Annotated in this window: 13 protein-coding genes; all 13 read right to left on the reverse strand. The window is 37.2% G+C overall.

The window, feature by feature from the left end:
- Positions 1–102: 102 nt before the first annotated feature.
- The 13 genes from ACFJGY_RS01040 to ACFJGY_RS01100 all read right to left on the reverse strand — a co-directional run bounded on the left by ACFJGY_RS01040 (position 103) and on the right by ACFJGY_RS01100 (position 15,460).
- On the reverse strand, positions 103–513 hold the full coding sequence (locus ACFJGY_RS01040) for a BrxA/BrxB family bacilliredoxin (RefSeq protein WP_379967004.1): 411 nt from the start codon (positions 511–513) through the stop codon (positions 103–105).
- Between the two features lie 118 nt (positions 514–631).
- Positions 632–1,486, reverse strand: a complete 855-nt coding sequence (locus ACFJGY_RS01045; RefSeq protein WP_379967007.1) for a hypothetical protein — start codon at positions 1,484–1,486, stop codon at positions 632–634.
- Between the two features lie 267 nt (positions 1,487–1,753).
- On the reverse strand, positions 1,754–2,200 hold the full coding sequence (locus ACFJGY_RS01050) for a GatB/YqeY domain-containing protein (RefSeq protein WP_379967010.1): 447 nt from the start codon (positions 2,198–2,200) through the stop codon (positions 1,754–1,756).
- Positions 2,201–2,288: 88 nt separating this feature from the next.
- Positions 2,289–4,169 carry a cell division protein FtsZ gene (ftsZ, locus tag ACFJGY_RS01055; RefSeq protein WP_379967013.1) on the reverse strand — a complete coding sequence of 627 codons (1,881 nt, stop codon included), beginning with the start codon at positions 4,167–4,169 and terminating at the stop codon, positions 2,289–2,291.
- An 87-nt stretch (positions 4,170–4,256) separates the two neighbouring features.
- A complete protein-coding gene (gene ftsA, locus ACFJGY_RS01060; RefSeq protein WP_379967016.1) occupies positions 4,257–5,642 on the reverse strand; it encodes a cell division protein FtsA in 1,386 nt (461 codons plus the stop codon).
- Between the two features lie 94 nt (positions 5,643–5,736).
- Positions 5,737–6,741: a cell division protein FtsQ/DivIB gene (locus tag ACFJGY_RS01065; protein WP_379967019.1), complete on the reverse strand. Its 1,005-nt coding sequence runs from the start codon at positions 6,739–6,741 to the stop codon at positions 5,737–5,739.
- A 96-nt stretch (positions 6,742–6,837) separates the two neighbouring features.
- Positions 6,838–7,224 (reverse strand): GxxExxY protein, encoded by a 387-nt coding sequence (locus ACFJGY_RS01070; protein WP_379967022.1) that lies wholly within the window; start codon positions 7,222–7,224, stop codon positions 6,838–6,840.
- 75 nt (positions 7,225–7,299) lie between these two features.
- Entirely contained in the window at positions 7,300–8,658 is a 1,359-nt protein-coding gene (gene murC, locus ACFJGY_RS01075) for a UDP-N-acetylmuramate--L-alanine ligase (RefSeq protein WP_379967025.1), read from the reverse strand.
- A 48-nt stretch (positions 8,659–8,706) separates the two neighbouring features.
- Complete coding sequence (gene murG / locus ACFJGY_RS01080) at positions 8,707–9,813, reverse strand: undecaprenyldiphospho-muramoylpentapeptide beta-N-acetylglucosaminyltransferase (RefSeq protein WP_379967028.1); 1,107 nt, start codon at positions 9,811–9,813, stop codon at positions 8,707–8,709.
- Positions 9,814–9,958: 145 nt separating this feature from the next.
- Entirely contained in the window at positions 9,959–11,194 is a 1,236-nt protein-coding gene (locus tag ACFJGY_RS01085; protein ID WP_379967031.1) for an FtsW/RodA/SpoVE family cell cycle protein, read from the reverse strand.
- Positions 11,195–11,263: 69 nt separating this feature from the next.
- Positions 11,264–12,607, reverse strand: a complete 1,344-nt coding sequence (murD, locus tag ACFJGY_RS01090; RefSeq protein ID WP_379967034.1) for a UDP-N-acetylmuramoyl-L-alanine--D-glutamate ligase — start codon at positions 12,605–12,607, stop codon at positions 11,264–11,266.
- A 144-nt stretch (positions 12,608–12,751) separates the two neighbouring features.
- Positions 12,752–13,993 (reverse strand): phospho-N-acetylmuramoyl-pentapeptide-transferase, encoded by a 1,242-nt coding sequence (mraY, locus tag ACFJGY_RS01095; RefSeq protein ID WP_379967037.1) that lies wholly within the window; start codon positions 13,991–13,993, stop codon positions 12,752–12,754.
- Positions 13,994–13,999: 6 nt separating this feature from the next.
- Positions 14,000–15,460, reverse strand: coding sequence for a UDP-N-acetylmuramoyl-L-alanyl-D-glutamate--2,6-diaminopimelate ligase (locus tag ACFJGY_RS01100; RefSeq protein ID WP_379967040.1), 1,461 nt, complete (start codon positions 15,458–15,460; stop codon positions 14,000–14,002).
- Positions 15,461–15,492 lie beyond the last annotated feature (32 nt).

Genomic DNA, 15,492 nt, shown 5'->3' on the forward strand with positions numbered 1-15,492 from the left:
TTTACTTTTTTGCAAATTTAAAAAATTATAAAAACTATAAAGAGTGATTTTCATTTATAGTCATAAAAAAACCAAAATATTTCTATTTTGGTTTTTCGTTTTTTAACAATATTCTTCGAAGGCGGCCTGAAGATTCGCAGCTATTGCGCCCGCAGGATTACCTTCTATATGGTGTCTCTCAAGCATATGCACCAATTCTCCGTCCTTGAAAAGTGCCACTGCAGGCGAACTTGGAGGGAACGGCGCAAGTAATTTCCTTGCTTCTGCTACAGCTTCCGTATCAAATCCGGCAAATGCTGTTACCAAATGGTCCGGTTTCTTTTCGCCCGTAAGAGAATAAACTACGCCTGGTCTTGCTGCTCCGGCTGCACATCCACAAACGGAATTGATAACTAATAAAGTTGTTCCCGACTGTTTAAGTGCGGCATCAACTTCTGCTGGTGTTGTAAGGTCTTCAAAACCTTTATCTGTAAGTTCTGCCTTCATTGGCAATACTAAATCTGCTGGATACATATTAATATATATTTTAGGTTAATTCTTGAAATGCAAATTTAATCAAATATTACTTTGATTATTACATTAATGATTCTATTAAAACTATACCGAAAATCTATTGAGCCATTTTGGCCTGCTATTTGGAAAAATGAGGCGTCAGGAAAGCCAATGGAATGTCTGCGCCAACTCTGATTTGATCAAAGGGGAAATATCTTATGCCGTGCTGATATTGCACAAATGCCGTGAAATTTTTATCATAATAATTAAGTTTTGAAGCGAAAACAACAGGCTTATCTCCATAATCAGGAACCCTTCTCAGCCAGCCGGAATATCCGGAATAAGTATTTTCCCAACCGACCTTATCATTTCTGAGAATCAGTTTTGCGCCATACATTATGGCATCATCCTGAACATTAAGTCCCGGAGTCTGGACATCCCAGGAGAAAAATCCAAGGTTGCCGACAAGCCTTATTTCTTTCAGAATAGGATTGTTGACATGAAGAGATTTACCAATTTCGGTATCAAAATAATATCCGGCAGTATTGAAAAATCTTCTGTCTTTGAAGTTACTCCCGGAAGCGGTTTTAAGAGTTGCATTGAAAATTATTGCTGGTCTATATTTCTTTTCCGAAATCAGGGAAACTCTGGTTTGTACATATAAATCTCCACTTGCCGTCCCCGATTTTTCCACCAACATATTCCGTCTTTTAAAAACTTCATCCGTCACATTATATTTCTCAAAAGGAACGATCCAGGCTTTTACGGAAACTTTGTTTGAGATCAGAGGGACTTCTATTTTTGCTGTAATACTTTGAGTTTTGTCGCCGTATCCATAGTAATAATCTCCAAAAACGGTGAAAATTGTCTTTTCCGGGATGGTTGCATTTGTAAATTCCGGGACAGGATTGGCATTTGGGCCGAACCAATTGGTTGTGTGATGAACAAGTGGCGGAATTGGAGGCTGTGAATAAATTACATTTATGAAAAACACAACATTTATAAATAAAATACATTTAATCATTAAACAGATTAAAATATTTGTTCTAAATATTAAACATTTGATTAATTTCATTGTTGAATTAGTTTTCTCAAATCTAATAAAAAAAACAATTCAAAAATAAAAAGCTCAAAATCCTGGGATTTTGAGCTTCAATCAAATCGATATGCAAATTAAGTATATCTGTGTTTGGTTGTTTGTTTTTAGTTGATTGTTGATAGCCAAAATACTATCAACTGACAACTATCAACCGACAACTTTTTAAGAAAGTAATTTCTTGACCATTTCGGAAATACTTTTTCCGTCAGATTTTCCTGCAAGCTTTTTAGATGCAGTTCCCATTACTTTTCCTAAATCTTTGATACTTTCTGCGCCGGTTTCAGAAATAATGGTTTTAATTTCCGATTCCAATTCTTCTGCAGAAAGCTGTTGTGGAAGAAACTTCTCGATCACTTTGGATTGCGCTTCCTCAACTTCCGCAAGATCTGTTCTTCCCTGCGCAGTAAACTGATCATAAGAATCTTTTCTCTGCTTGATCATTCTTTGCAAAATTGCAATTTCCTGCTCTGCTGAAACTTCTGCACCAATAGCTTCGGTTTTCAGTAATAATATTTGCGCTTTCACGGCACGAAGAGAATCCAGAGCAATTCTGTCTTTTTCTCTCATTGCAGTTTTTATCGCCTCGTTTATAGTAAGTTCTAAACTCATAATTTTTTATTTTAATAATATATCAATGTAACATTTTACCAATATGAAAAATTGTTAGACTGGTACATTTAATACATTGTTAAATTGATTAATCTACATCTTTATTAAGGAAACGATTTTCTCTCAGCTGCATACTTCCGTTGTTATCAGACAAAAAAGTGTTGATATTCTGGTCTGAGGCATTAGCACCGTCGATAACGATATTCTTTCTCTTGAAAGCAGGAACTGTTTCGAACACGTTCTCATTATCCAATTGCTGGTAACGTGAATTGAATTCTTTCAGCTTGTTTCTTCTGTCCAAAGCTTTGGAAGCGTCGGGCGTTTTATTAAAAAAAGTGAATCCACTTTCTGTTTCCTGTACCGGTTCTGATCTTTTTTCTTCTACAATTTCTTCTTTAGTTTCGGCTGCGAAAGAAAATCTATTTGGTTGAGATTCATTAATTTTTTCTTCAACAATCTCATTTATGATTTCTTGTTTAACTTCAGAAACGATTTCTTTGTCGATGACAGGAAATTCTTCGTAAGTCGAAGACTCATTAATTGTAAAAGTCACTTCTACAGGCTTTTCCACTTCTTCAGTTTTGAAAGATGCTTTTGGCTTTTCCTCAACCTCGAAACTAAAAGACTGCGGTTCTAAATCAAAATCCTCATTATGATCTTCTTCGAATGTGAAAAGATTGTATTCGTTTTTTTCTTCGTTCACATAACCATTAGAATATTGCTGAATTTCTTCATTTTCAATCGTTTCGATTTCTGTCATTGGTTCTTCAACCAAACTTTCGGCTAATGAATTAGTAGGAAAGTTAGAGGATCCGAAATCCTCATCATCTTCTAAACGAAAAAAGTTTTTCCCGGATTCAGTTTGTGGTTTTGACTCTTCCTGAAGTCTGCTTTTGAAAGGGGATTCTCTGTTTCTTGAAAACGAATTTGGTCTGTCGTCCAAAGAATATTTGATAGTTTCTGTTGTTCCTGTATGCTTTTTATCTTCGTTGGAAAAACCTGTTGCGATTACCAAAACGCTTACTGCATCGCCCAATTCCTCATCTGTTCCAACCCCAAAAATAATGTCTGCCGTATGACCAGCTTCTTTCTGGATATAATCCATAATAACGCCGATCTCGTCCATCGTCACTTCGGAAACACCGCTTCTGATCAGCAAAAGAACATTTTTAGCGCCAGTGATTTTGTTGTCATTCAATAATGGGGAATCCAAAGCTTTTTTCACTGCCTCTTCCGCTTTTTTCTCGCCGGTTGCAACGCCGGTTGACATCAATGCAGTTCCGGAATTTGCAAGGACAGATTTTGCATCACGGAAATCGATATTAACATCAAAATAACCTGTGATTACTTCTGCCATTCCTTTTGCAGCATTTGTCAAAACTTCATCGGCTTTAGAAAATCCTTGTTTGAAACCAAGATTTCCGAATTGCTGTCTTAATTTATCATTATTAATGACAATCAAAGAATCAACATTATTTCTTAATTTTTCAAGACCTAATTCTGCCTGGTCCAATCTTCTTTTTCCTTCAAAACTAAAAGGTACGGTTACGATCCCAACGGTAAGGATTCCCATTTCCTTTGCTACTTTTGCAATCACAGGCGCAGCACCAGTTCCCGTTCCACCGCCCATTCCGGCCGTGATGAAAACCATTTTGGTGTTTTGTCCCATAGCCGCTTTGATCTCATCGATGCTTTCAATCGCTGCTTTTTCGCCTACTTCCGGATCGGCGCCTGCACCAAGACCTTCTGTCATAGAAATCCCTAGCTGCACTTTATTAGAAACCGGATTGTTGTCCAACGTCTGAGCATCTGTATTACAGATCACGAAATCTACACCGTAAATCCCTTTCTCGTACATATGCTTCAAAGCGTTGTTTCCGCCACCTCCGACACCAATCACTTTGATGATGGAAGAATTCCCTTTTGGCAGGTCAAATGAAAAACCTTGTGTGTTTGTTATATTGTCCATAGTGTTATATTTTTTAGTTGATAATTGATTAATGATAATTGACGATACGCTTGTCATAATCAATTATCTCTGATCTTTATATATATTTTACTCTTCTACTTCTTCAAAGAATTTTTTTACTTTATCCAGAATTGACTGTCCGAAGGTTGGTCTGTTTCTTTTGACCTCTTCCTTATGTCTTGCAATTTCTTCTAGTTGATTCTGCTGAGGTGTTTGAATCTCCTGAGGCGGAACCTGATTTTGGATTGCATTTTCGATTTGAGGCTTCAGTTCTTCGATAATTTCTTCTTCTGTTACTAAAGTTTTTTTATCTCTGATCTTCAGACTTTCCATTAACAAACCGATGGAAGTTGCAAATTCAGGACCTTTCAGATATTGATTCTTATCATTTGCAACATATTCATTAGCAAAACCAATTCTGCTATCGAAACCGGTTGTATAGTTCGCTAACTGACGAAGGTTTCTCAAATTGGAACCACCACCTGTCAAAACGATTCCGGCAATCAGTTTTTTCTTTTGTTCGAAGGCACCGTAAGCTTTCAGTTCTGTATTCACCATTTCAAGAATCTCCTCAACTCTTGCATTGATAATCTGAGCCAAAACCTTCAACGAAATCTCTTTGTCCGGACGGCCGTGCAATCCTGGAATCGTCACATACGTACTGTCTTTTTCAAGTTCAGGAACAGACGAACCGAATTTCACTTTCAGTTGTTCTGCGTGTTTCTCGATGATTGAACATCCTTCCTTAATATCATCGGTGATAATCCCGCCACCGTAAGGAATCACGCAGGTATGCCGGATGATGTTGTCTTTGAAAATCGCAATATCAGTCGTTCCACCACCGATATCAACAATTGCGACACCTGCTTCTTTTTCTTCTTTAGTCAAAACCGCTTCGGATGACGCCAAAGGTTCTAAAGTCAAAGCTTCCATTTCTAAACCAGCTTCACGAACGCATCTCGCGATGTTTCTAATAGAGCCCATTTGTCCCACAACTACGTGGAAATTAGCTTCCAATCTTTTGCCGTGCATCCCGACTGGTTCCTGGATTTCGCCTTCGGAATCTACTTTATAATCCTGAGGTAAAACGTGGATGATTTCTTCACCTGGAAGCATTACCAATTTCTTCACCTGGTCTTTTAGTTTCTCAATATCTTCCTCCGTAATGTACTGGTCCGGATGATCTCTCATAATATAATCCGAATGCTGAAGCGAACGGATGTGTTTGCCTGCAATTCCAACCGTTACCTTATGAATAGGAACGCCAGCGCTGGATTGCGCTTCTGCAACAGCGGACTTGATGGAGTTGATGGTTTGGGAAATATTATTGACAATCCCTTTATGAACGCCTAAACTTTTTGCTTTCCCAACGCCCAGAATTTCAATTTTCCCGTGAGCGTTTCGTCTTCCGACAATGGCAACGATCTTCGTTGTTCCAATGTCCAGACCTACTGAATACTCTTGATTTTCCATTATATGCTCGATTTGATTTTTTAATATTTTAAAATAGCTTTCTCTACATTCCCCAGGGTTTCACCCTGCGCTACTAACATTTGTCCCTCTGGGACTATTCTACAACTACTCTTGCTTTTTTCTTTTTATCACTTGTTTTGGAAGCTGTTTCTTTTTTCTTGGTAGAAACTTTTTTAGCTTCTGGTTTTTTCTCTACTTTTTTCGGTTTTGCAGTCTCCTTTTTGGGTTCTGCTTTCTTAATCTCTTTTTTTGGTTCGGGCTTTTTTTCCTTTACTTCCCGCTTTATTGGAATTGATGCCAATGTATGAGTTTGCGTTTCTTCCGGTTTTTTGATTTCAATTTTTGGTGCATTTTTCAGAATGCTGTCATTTTCCTTGAAATATGGATTCAGTGTTGTCACAATCTGATTCTCATATTTCAATGATATTTTTTTGTATTTCTCCGGACTTTGATCCACCAGGTATTTCTCAACGAATGTTTTAAATCCTTTGACCTTAAAATCAATATTATCAAGGTCGCCGATTTCAACTTTGTAATTTCCCTCGCTTGTCAGTAAGTTATAATCTTCCTTTTCCTTAGTGATTCCAATGAAATATCTCTTGCTGAAATCATCTTTGTCTATTTTTTCTATTAATTCTCCTAATTCTTTATATTCTGAAGGTTTTACATCACCCATTACCAACATACTTGGAAGAGAGAAATTCTTCGAAATAGGGAATTCAACGCCTTTTTTATCGACGTAGAAATCTTTTCCGTTTTTATTCAATCTGAAAGCCGGAACTCTTTGTTTGATGTCAACATTCAGATTTCCATTTAGATTCAAATAAACATTGGCACTGTCCACAAAAGGAATTAGATTAATTTTTTTCTCCAATTCCGGAATGTTGATGTCTCCAATTTTTCTTGTCGGATTGTATTGTTTCACCAATTCCTTTATGTCTTTCTCATCCACAAAATAAACCGGTGTTTTGCCTTGGTTCATATTGATAGACACCTTCTCCATCTGGGCGTCGTTGAAACGCTTCAATGAGAAACTGAGCAGAAATCCAAAAAGGACCACTGTTACGAGTATCTTCAATATTCTCCACTTGTTTTTCATTTCTTATACTATTTTTGAACACAAAGTGCACAAAGTTTTTTTAAATTTTAAGTCTCACAAAGCCGCTTCGCTTAGATAAGATTTAGTTATAATTTCTTAGTCTGTTATATACCCGTTTACGATTCTTCTTATTCCAGTTTTAAATAATTTCGAATTAAAATTTAATAACAACCCGAGTTTATAATTACCCAATCTCAAATAATTAAGAAGTTGAGCTGCATTAAAATCTGTAAGGATTTCTTGTGCTTTTATTTCTATAACGACTTTATTTTCTATCAGCAAGTCAATTTTAAAAGCATTTTCCACTTTCATTCCTTCGTAATTGATTGATAAAAATTTCTGTCTTTCTACATTTAATCCTCTATTTTTCAATTCAAAATCCAAACATTGATCATAAACCGTTTCATAAAGTCCCATTCCTAATTGGCGATGAACTTTCAGCCCTGCATCAATAATAATTTTTGATAATTCATTTTCATTCATTTGTTTTTTACTTTTCTAAGCGAAGCGGCTTTGTGAGACCTTTAAAAAATTTCTCTTTGTGCGCTTCGTGTTCAATCAAACTCTCGGAAGCCATTCCACAATGCCATCATAAAGCGTATCGATATTTCCGGCTCCTACTGTCAAAAGAATATCAAATTCCTTTTCTTTTATCAATTCAAAAGTCTCCGGTAATGTGCAGACTTTCTTGTTTTCAATTTCAATTTTATCCGATAACCATGCTGAGGTAACCCCTTCATAATTTTCCTGAATTTCCCGTGCCGGATAAATGTCCAAAAGCAAAAGGTCATCAGCTTTTTCCAGACTTCTTGCAAAATCTTCCGCAAAATCTCTTGTTCTGCTGAACAAATGAGGTTGGAAAACCACCAACAATTTCTTCATCGGATAAAAAGTTTTTATCGAACCAATAACCGCATTCAGTTCTGTTGGATGATGCGCGTAATCATCAATATAAATTTTCCCGTTATCGAAAATATGTTTTGTATATCTTCTCTTGATTCCTTTGAAATTGGCAATTGCTTTCTTCAAAGTTTCGAAATCAACACCCAAATTGCTCAAAATTGCCAATGCAACCGTGGCATTTTCAACATTATGAATTCCCGGAATTTCCCAAACAAAATCTTCGATTTCTTCTGTTGGCGTATGGAAATCAAAATAGATTTTATCGTGATCCATTCTCAGGTTATCGGAGTAATAATCTGCCTCCTCATTCACCGCATAAGTCAAATGCTCTCTTCCGATCGCAATTCCTTTTCTGACATATAACTGATTATCATTCGGAACTAAAGCCGCAAAATCTCTGAATCCTTCCTCAATCTGAATTCTGTCACCATAAATATCCAGATGGTCTGCATCAATGGAAGTTACGACTGCCCAATCCGGAGAAAGATTTAGGAAACTTCTGTCGTATTCATCAGCTTCAACTACGGAAAACTGGTTTCCATTATAATCGAAATTCGATTTGAAATTCTCGGAAATGCCACCCAAAAATGCGGATGAAGGCATATTGGCTTCTTTGCAGAGATGAGCGATCAACGTTGAGGTCGTCGTCTTCCCGTGCGTTCCTGCCACTGCGATGCAATCTGTATTTTCTGTAATTAATCCAAGAACTTTCGCTCTTTTCAGGATCTCAAAACTTTCGCTAGCGAAATAATCTAAAATTGATAATTTTTTGATTGCCGGTGTGTAAATCACTAAAGTCGATTCTTTGTCGAACGCTACAATTTTCTCATCAATCACATCTTCAAACGAAATATCAATCCCTTCAAAACCAAGTTGAGCCGTAAGTTTTGTAGGTGTTTTGTCATAGCCCAAAACATTTTTGCCGTTTGCGTGAAAAAATCTCGCAAGTGCACTCATTCCAATCCCACCGATTCCGATGAAGTAGAAGTTTTGATATTTATTTAAGATGCTCATTTTTTCTTTATTGTATTAATGTAAAAAGTATGATGTACAATGTACTTTTTACACTTTACTTTGTACAGTTTTTATTATCTCATCCACAATTCCTTCGGCTGCTTTTGGTTTCGCAAAAAACTCCAGATTATCCGACATTTCATTTCTGACATTCTCACTCTCACAAATCTCTGAAAGCGTGTTCCAGAATTTGTCTTTCATCTCAGAATCTTTTACCATTCTTGCTGCATTTTTCTCCACCAGAGTAAAGGCATTTTTGGTCTGATGATCTTCTGCTGCAAACGGAAACGGAACTAATAAAACCGGTTTTTTTGCAACCGCCAATTCCGAAATTGCAATTGCGCCAGCTCTGGAAACAATTACATCCGCAGCCGAATAAGCCAAAGCCATATCGGAGATGAATTCCTTTATTTGGATGGAAGCTGGAGGTTGGATCCTGGAAGTTATCTCAGCGAAATCAGTTTTTCCAGTTTGCCAGATGAGTTGGTAATCTTTTTCTTTTAATTTATCTAAATTGTCTTTCCAGCCGTTGTTCAGAGTTCTGGAACCGAGTGAACCGCCGACGGAGAGAATCGTTAATTTATTTTTATCTAAGCCTAATTTTTCTTTCGCTAAATCTTTATCAATCAAATCGGTAATGATATTCTGACGGATTGGATTTCCTAAGAAATAAGTTTTCGTTCCTGAGAAGAATTTCTCCATATCCGGATAAGCCGTGAAAACTGCTTTCGCTTTTTTCGCATTGAAGACATTGGTCTTTCCCGGCAAAGAATTCTGCTCCTGAATGAACGTCGGAATTCCCATTTTCGCTGCGATATATAAAGCTGGTCCGCTCGCAAATCCACCGGTTCCAATCGCAAAATCCGGTTTGAAATCCTTAATGATTCTTTTAGCTTTCAAAAGACTTGAAACAATCTTTAATGGAAGTCCGAGATTCTTGAGAATATTTCCTCTGTCGAATCCGGCGATGTTCAAACCTTCGATCTTAAATCCGGCCTGAGGCACTTTTTCCATTTCCATTTTTCCGTTGGCTCCAATGAACAAAAACTCAGCGTCAGGCAATCTCTTCCGTATCTCCTGGGCAATCGCAACCGCCGGGAAGATGTGTCCACCTGTTCCGCCGCCGCTTAGTAATATTTTCAGTTTTTTGCTCATATTTTCCATTGGTTTTAGCAACGGTTATTAATATTGAATCCTACGGATTCGTTGTTTTTATTTGCTCATTCCATAGGTTTCACCTACGGCTACTATTGAATCCTTCGGATTCTCAACCTGTCTCTTTTACTTTATCTTGATTCTTTTAAGCGATGTCATTTATTTCTTCCAAACTTTGTCTTTTGCCCAAACCTTCTTCGTCATAAACCTGTATTCTTGAACTTACATTGAGAATAATTCCCAACTGAATATAGGTTACCAGCATCGATGTTCCTCCGTAACTTATCAGCGGCAAAGGCTGCCCTGTAACCGGAATCAGATTGACAGCAACAGCAATATTAACCGTTAACTGAATAAAGATCATTAACCCAATTGCCAATACCAGCAACGATCCGAAGAAAGCTGGCATCTTACTGGCAATCATCACGATCCTGATAATCATTATCATATAAAGACTGACCAGCACAAATGCACCCATCCAACCATATTCTTCCACAATAATTGCGAAAATAAAATCCGAAACCGATTGTGGTAAAGTCTGTTTCAAAGCACTTTTCCCGGGTCCTATCCCATTGAATCCACCATGAACGATCGCAGCTTTTGCCTGCATTACCTGATAATTTTTCGCCTTGATACTTTCGTCTTCAACATCTGTCGTTTTCTTGGAATTCGTAAAGGTTTCTATACGGCTCATCCAGGTGTGAACACGGTTTCCACCAAGCATATTGGTGTTAAGCGCAATTACCAAAAACAATACAACAAAAACAACCGATAACGAGATGAATCCTGCAACATACTGCCAAGCCAACTGACCGACAATTAAGATCGCAATTGAAACCATCAAAATCATCAAAGCTGTGGATCCGTTGTCTTTCGCAACCAATCCGAAAACAATTAATATCGGTCCGAAGATGTATAAAATGTTTTCAATCGGTAATCTCTCCCTTTTTATCTTTTTGGTCAAATACCTGCACAGATAGATAATCAGCATCAAATAAGCAAATGACGATGGCTGAAACGAAATCGGCGTTCCGGGAATCTTGAGCCAGCGCGATGCACTTGCGCCTTCAATCTTTTGTCCTGTAAACATTGTAATCAGCAATAATCCAATCGTGAACAAAAGCAGAATAGAGCTCAGTTTTCCAATGTATTCATACTTCACTGTTCCTACAAAACGCATGATACCCAAACCAATCAATACAAAAATGATATGCTTGATAACGTGGCCTGTCGTGGTTCCGTTATTAACAATATATTCCAGATTCGAGCTTGCAGAATAAACCGGAAATACCGAAAGCAGGGAGATCAAAATGATCACCGACCAAAGGACCTTATCTCCTTTCAGCAGCTCGAATTTGTTATCTGTATTTTGGTTTTCCATTTATTTTCAATGTATTAATATAAAAAGTATGATGTACAATGTACTTTCTACATTTTACTTTGTACAATTCTAATTCTTAATTGTAATATCTTCTAAAACTTGTTTTTTGAATTGATTTCCACGGTCTTCGTAACCATTGAAAAGATCAAAACTTGCACAGCAAGGCGACAATAAAACAATGTCTCCTTTTTCTGCAACAGACTTAGAAATTTCAACTGCTTTCTGCATACTTGAAGTATCATAAATCTGTGCTTTCTTGCCTTTGAAAAAATCAATAATCTTTTGATTATCAATTCCTAGACAGACAATCGCTTTTACTTTTCTTTTTACAAGATCCTCTATTTCTGTATAATCATTTCCTTTATCTTTTCCGCCAACAATCCAAACGACTGGGTGCTTCATGCTTTCCAAAGCGAAATAAGTGGCGTTCACGTTGGTCGCTTTGCTGTCATTGATGAATTTCACGCCGTTGATTTCGGCCACAGGCTCTAATCTGTGTTCCACTGCCTGGAAAGTCATTAATGAATTCCTAATGCTTTGATTGCTGATTTCCAATAGTTTACCAGCGATGCTTGCTGCTAAGCTGTTCGCCACATTATGTTTCCCGAGCAAAGACAAATCATCAATATCCATTGTAAAACCGTCATTGATATTCACCACAAAATTCTCATCAATGGAAAACGCACCTTTTTCTAATCTTTCGTTTAATGAGAAAGGCACTTTAGTCACTTTCAGATCCAACTTTCCAAGGAGAGATTTACTCATTTCGTCATCTTTATTATAGATGAAAAAATTATCGGCTTCCTGATTTTCAGCAATTCTGAACTTAGCCAAAGCATATTCTTCATAATTGTAATTGTACTGATCGAGATGATCCTTAGACAAATTCAGCAACAAAGAAATATGTGGTCTGAAGTTCTGAATATCATCTAACTGGAAACTACTTACTTCCAAAACATAATAATCGAAATTCTCCTCAGCAACTTGTTTTGCAAAGCTTTTTCCAATATTTCCACCCAAACCAACATTGAAACCGTCTTCCTTCAAAATGTAATAAATCAAAGAAGTAGTCGTCGTTTTTCCGTTACTTCCTGTAATCGCAATGATTTTTGCATCTGTAAATTCCGATGCAAATTCTATCTCAGAAGAAAGTCTGATTCCTTTTTCCTGAATCTTCAAAATCATTTCCGCTTTTTTCGGAATTCCAGGGCTTTTGATAATCCAGTCCGCATTGAGGATTTTCTCTTCAGAATGTTTTCCATCTTCATAATCAATCCCAAGCTCGTCCAATTCTTTTTTGTAATTCTCACGGATAATTCCCATATCCGAAAGAAAGACATCAAAGCCTTTGGCTTTTGCCAGATACGCAGCACCAACGCCGCTTTCGCCTCCTCCAAGTATTACTACTCTCATTTTTTTGTATAATGTATGATGTACAATGTAAAAAGTACATTTTACTTTGTACTTGATACTTTTTACATTTCTATTGGTTATTAATTTTTAATTTATTCTGTAAAAAATACATTGTACATTATACTTTTTACATTTTACAATTCCTTATCTAGTTTTTAAAGTGATTAAACAAATAATTGCCAGCATTACACCTAAGATTATCATCCGGTTCACGATTTTACTTTCGTGGAAACCTTCTTTCTGATAATGGTGATGAAGTGGTGACATTTTGAATAATCTATTGTTTTGAGCATATTCCAGCCCATATTTTTTCTTTCTGTATTTGAAAACCCAAACCTGTAAAATCACAGATAAAAGTTCGATCAGGAAAACCCCACATAAAACCGGAATCAATAATTCTTTTCTCAGGATAATTGCCAGAACAGCAATCACTCCACCTAACATCAAACTTCCTGTGTCGCCCATAAAAACCTGCGCCGGATAAGTATTGTACCAGAAAAATCCAATGACTGCTCCGACTAATGCAAGGGCAAAAATGGTAGTTTCCCCCATATGCGGAAGGAACATAATATTCAGATAATCAGCGAAAATAATGTTTCCTGAAACGTAAGCGAAAAATGCTAACGTGAGTAAAATTACAACGCTGGTTCCGGCGGCTAAGCCATCAATTCCATCGGTGATATTAGCTCCGTTGGAAACTGCTGTTACAATGAAGATTACAATCGGGATGAAAACAATCCAAGCCCATTCGTGCGCTTTTGCATCATCCATCCAGAATAGAATTCCACTGTAATCAAACTCATTATTTTTTGTGAAAGGAACTGTAGAAACGGGGATTTTTTCCTCATCCATAAAGTTCTGTTCCACATTATTTCTATTGATAACCGTTGCGTCCGCATACTTCCTCTTAACCTCAATATCTGGGTGAAAATACATTGTAACCCCGACAATTAAGCCTAAACCGACTTGCCCGATAACCTTGAATTTTCCACTTAGTCCGTCCTTATTTTTCTTGACTTTTTTGAGATAATCGTCTAAGAAACCAATGGCGCCCATCCACAAAACCGAAATAATCAGAAGAACTATGTAAACATTAGTGATTCTGGTAAATAACAAAACCGGAATAATGGTTGCCAAAATGATGATCAAACCACCCATCGTCGGCGTTCCTTCTTTTTGTTTCTGCCCTTCCAGACCAAGGTCTCTCACCAATTCTCCCATCTGTTTTTTTCTGAGGTAATTGATGATCTTTTTTCCGTAAGCCATCGCAATAATCAGCGAAAACAAAACTGCCATCGCCGCACGGAACGAAATGTATTTGAACAAGTTCATTCCCGGAACGTGGAATCCGTGAGCCGTTAAATATTCATATAGATAATACAGCATATTTTTCTATTTTCCCATTAATTGTAATAGTTCTCTAATCGTCTCTTTGTCATCAAAATGATGTTTCACGCCGTTGATTTCCTGATACGTTTCGTGGCCTTTTCCTGCCACTACGACGATATCTTTTGGCTCAGCAAACTTGATGGCCATTTTTATTGCTTCTCTTCTGTCCGGAATCGAAGTGTATTTGCTAAAATTCTGAGGTTCGATTCCAGCTTCAATTTCTTTAATAATTTGTGCCGGGTCTTCCGTTCTTGGATTGTCCGAAGTGATGATGGCGAGCGTCGATTTTTTAGTTGCAATGTTACCCATCTCAGGACGTTTTGTTTTATCGCGATCGCCTCCGCAACCGAAAACGCAGATCAGTCTTTCATTTTTTGTTCTGATTTCATTGATGCTGTCCAGTACATTTTCCAAGGCGTCCGGCGTGTGCGAATAATCGACTACGAAGAAAATTCCGCCGTTGGATTTTATCGTTTCGAAACGTCCATTCACGCGATGAAGAACAGAAATCGCCTGCAAAACCTCATCTTCGTTCATTCCTAATTCCAAGGCAATTCCGTAAGCTAAAAGTAAATTTGAAGCGTTGAATTTCCCTGTCAATGTAGTCCAGAATTCTTTGTTATTAAAATTCAATAACATTCCGTTGAAATCCACCTCCAGCACTTTTCCATGGAAATCTGCCATTGTTTTCAAAGCAAAAGTTTTCTTTTTCGCTTTGGTATTTTGAAGCATTACCAAGCCGTTTTTGTCATCAGCATTGGTGATTGCAATCGCAGAATCTTCTAATTCATCAAAGAATCTTTTCTTTGCATAGATATAATTCTGAAACGTTTTATGATAATCCAAATGATCGTGTGTGATATTTGTAAAACCTGCAATTTTGAAGTGTAAACCTTCAATTCTATCTTGAGAAATCCCGTGAGAACTAACTTCCATAAAAGCATATTCACAGCCGATTTCAACCGCTTTTGCCAGCATTTGATTAAGTCTAATAACATCCGGCGTTGTATGAGTCGAAGGGATAATTTCGTCTCCGATTCTATATTCAACCGTAGAAATCAAAGCGGATTGATAACCCAACGTTTTGAAAATATCGAACAACAAAGTTGTCACCGTCGTTTTTCCGTTGGTTCCAGTAACGCCGATTAATTTTAATTTTTCTGAAGGATTTCCGTAAAAATTAGAAGCCAAATGTCCTAATGCCTTTGAGGAATCTTCAACTTTAATATAAGTTACCTCATCATTAATTTCTGAAGGCAATTCTTCACAAACAATCACTTTTGCACCTTTTTCGATACTTTGATTGATGTAAGAATGTCCGTCGGAAACTGTTCCTTTCAACGCTACATACAAAGAACCTTCAACAACTTTTCTGCTGTCGAAAACCAATTCTGAAACTTCTCTTTCAAGAGTTCCAATTGTTTCCAGAACATGGATTCTTTGCAATAATTCTTTTAATTCCATATTTCCTTACCCTAACCCTCTCCAAAGGAGAT

The sequence above is a fragment of the Epilithonimonas sp. UC225_85 genome, from assembly GCF_042695135.1.
Classification (GTDB): Bacteria; Bacteroidota; Bacteroidia; order Flavobacteriales; family Weeksellaceae; genus Epilithonimonas.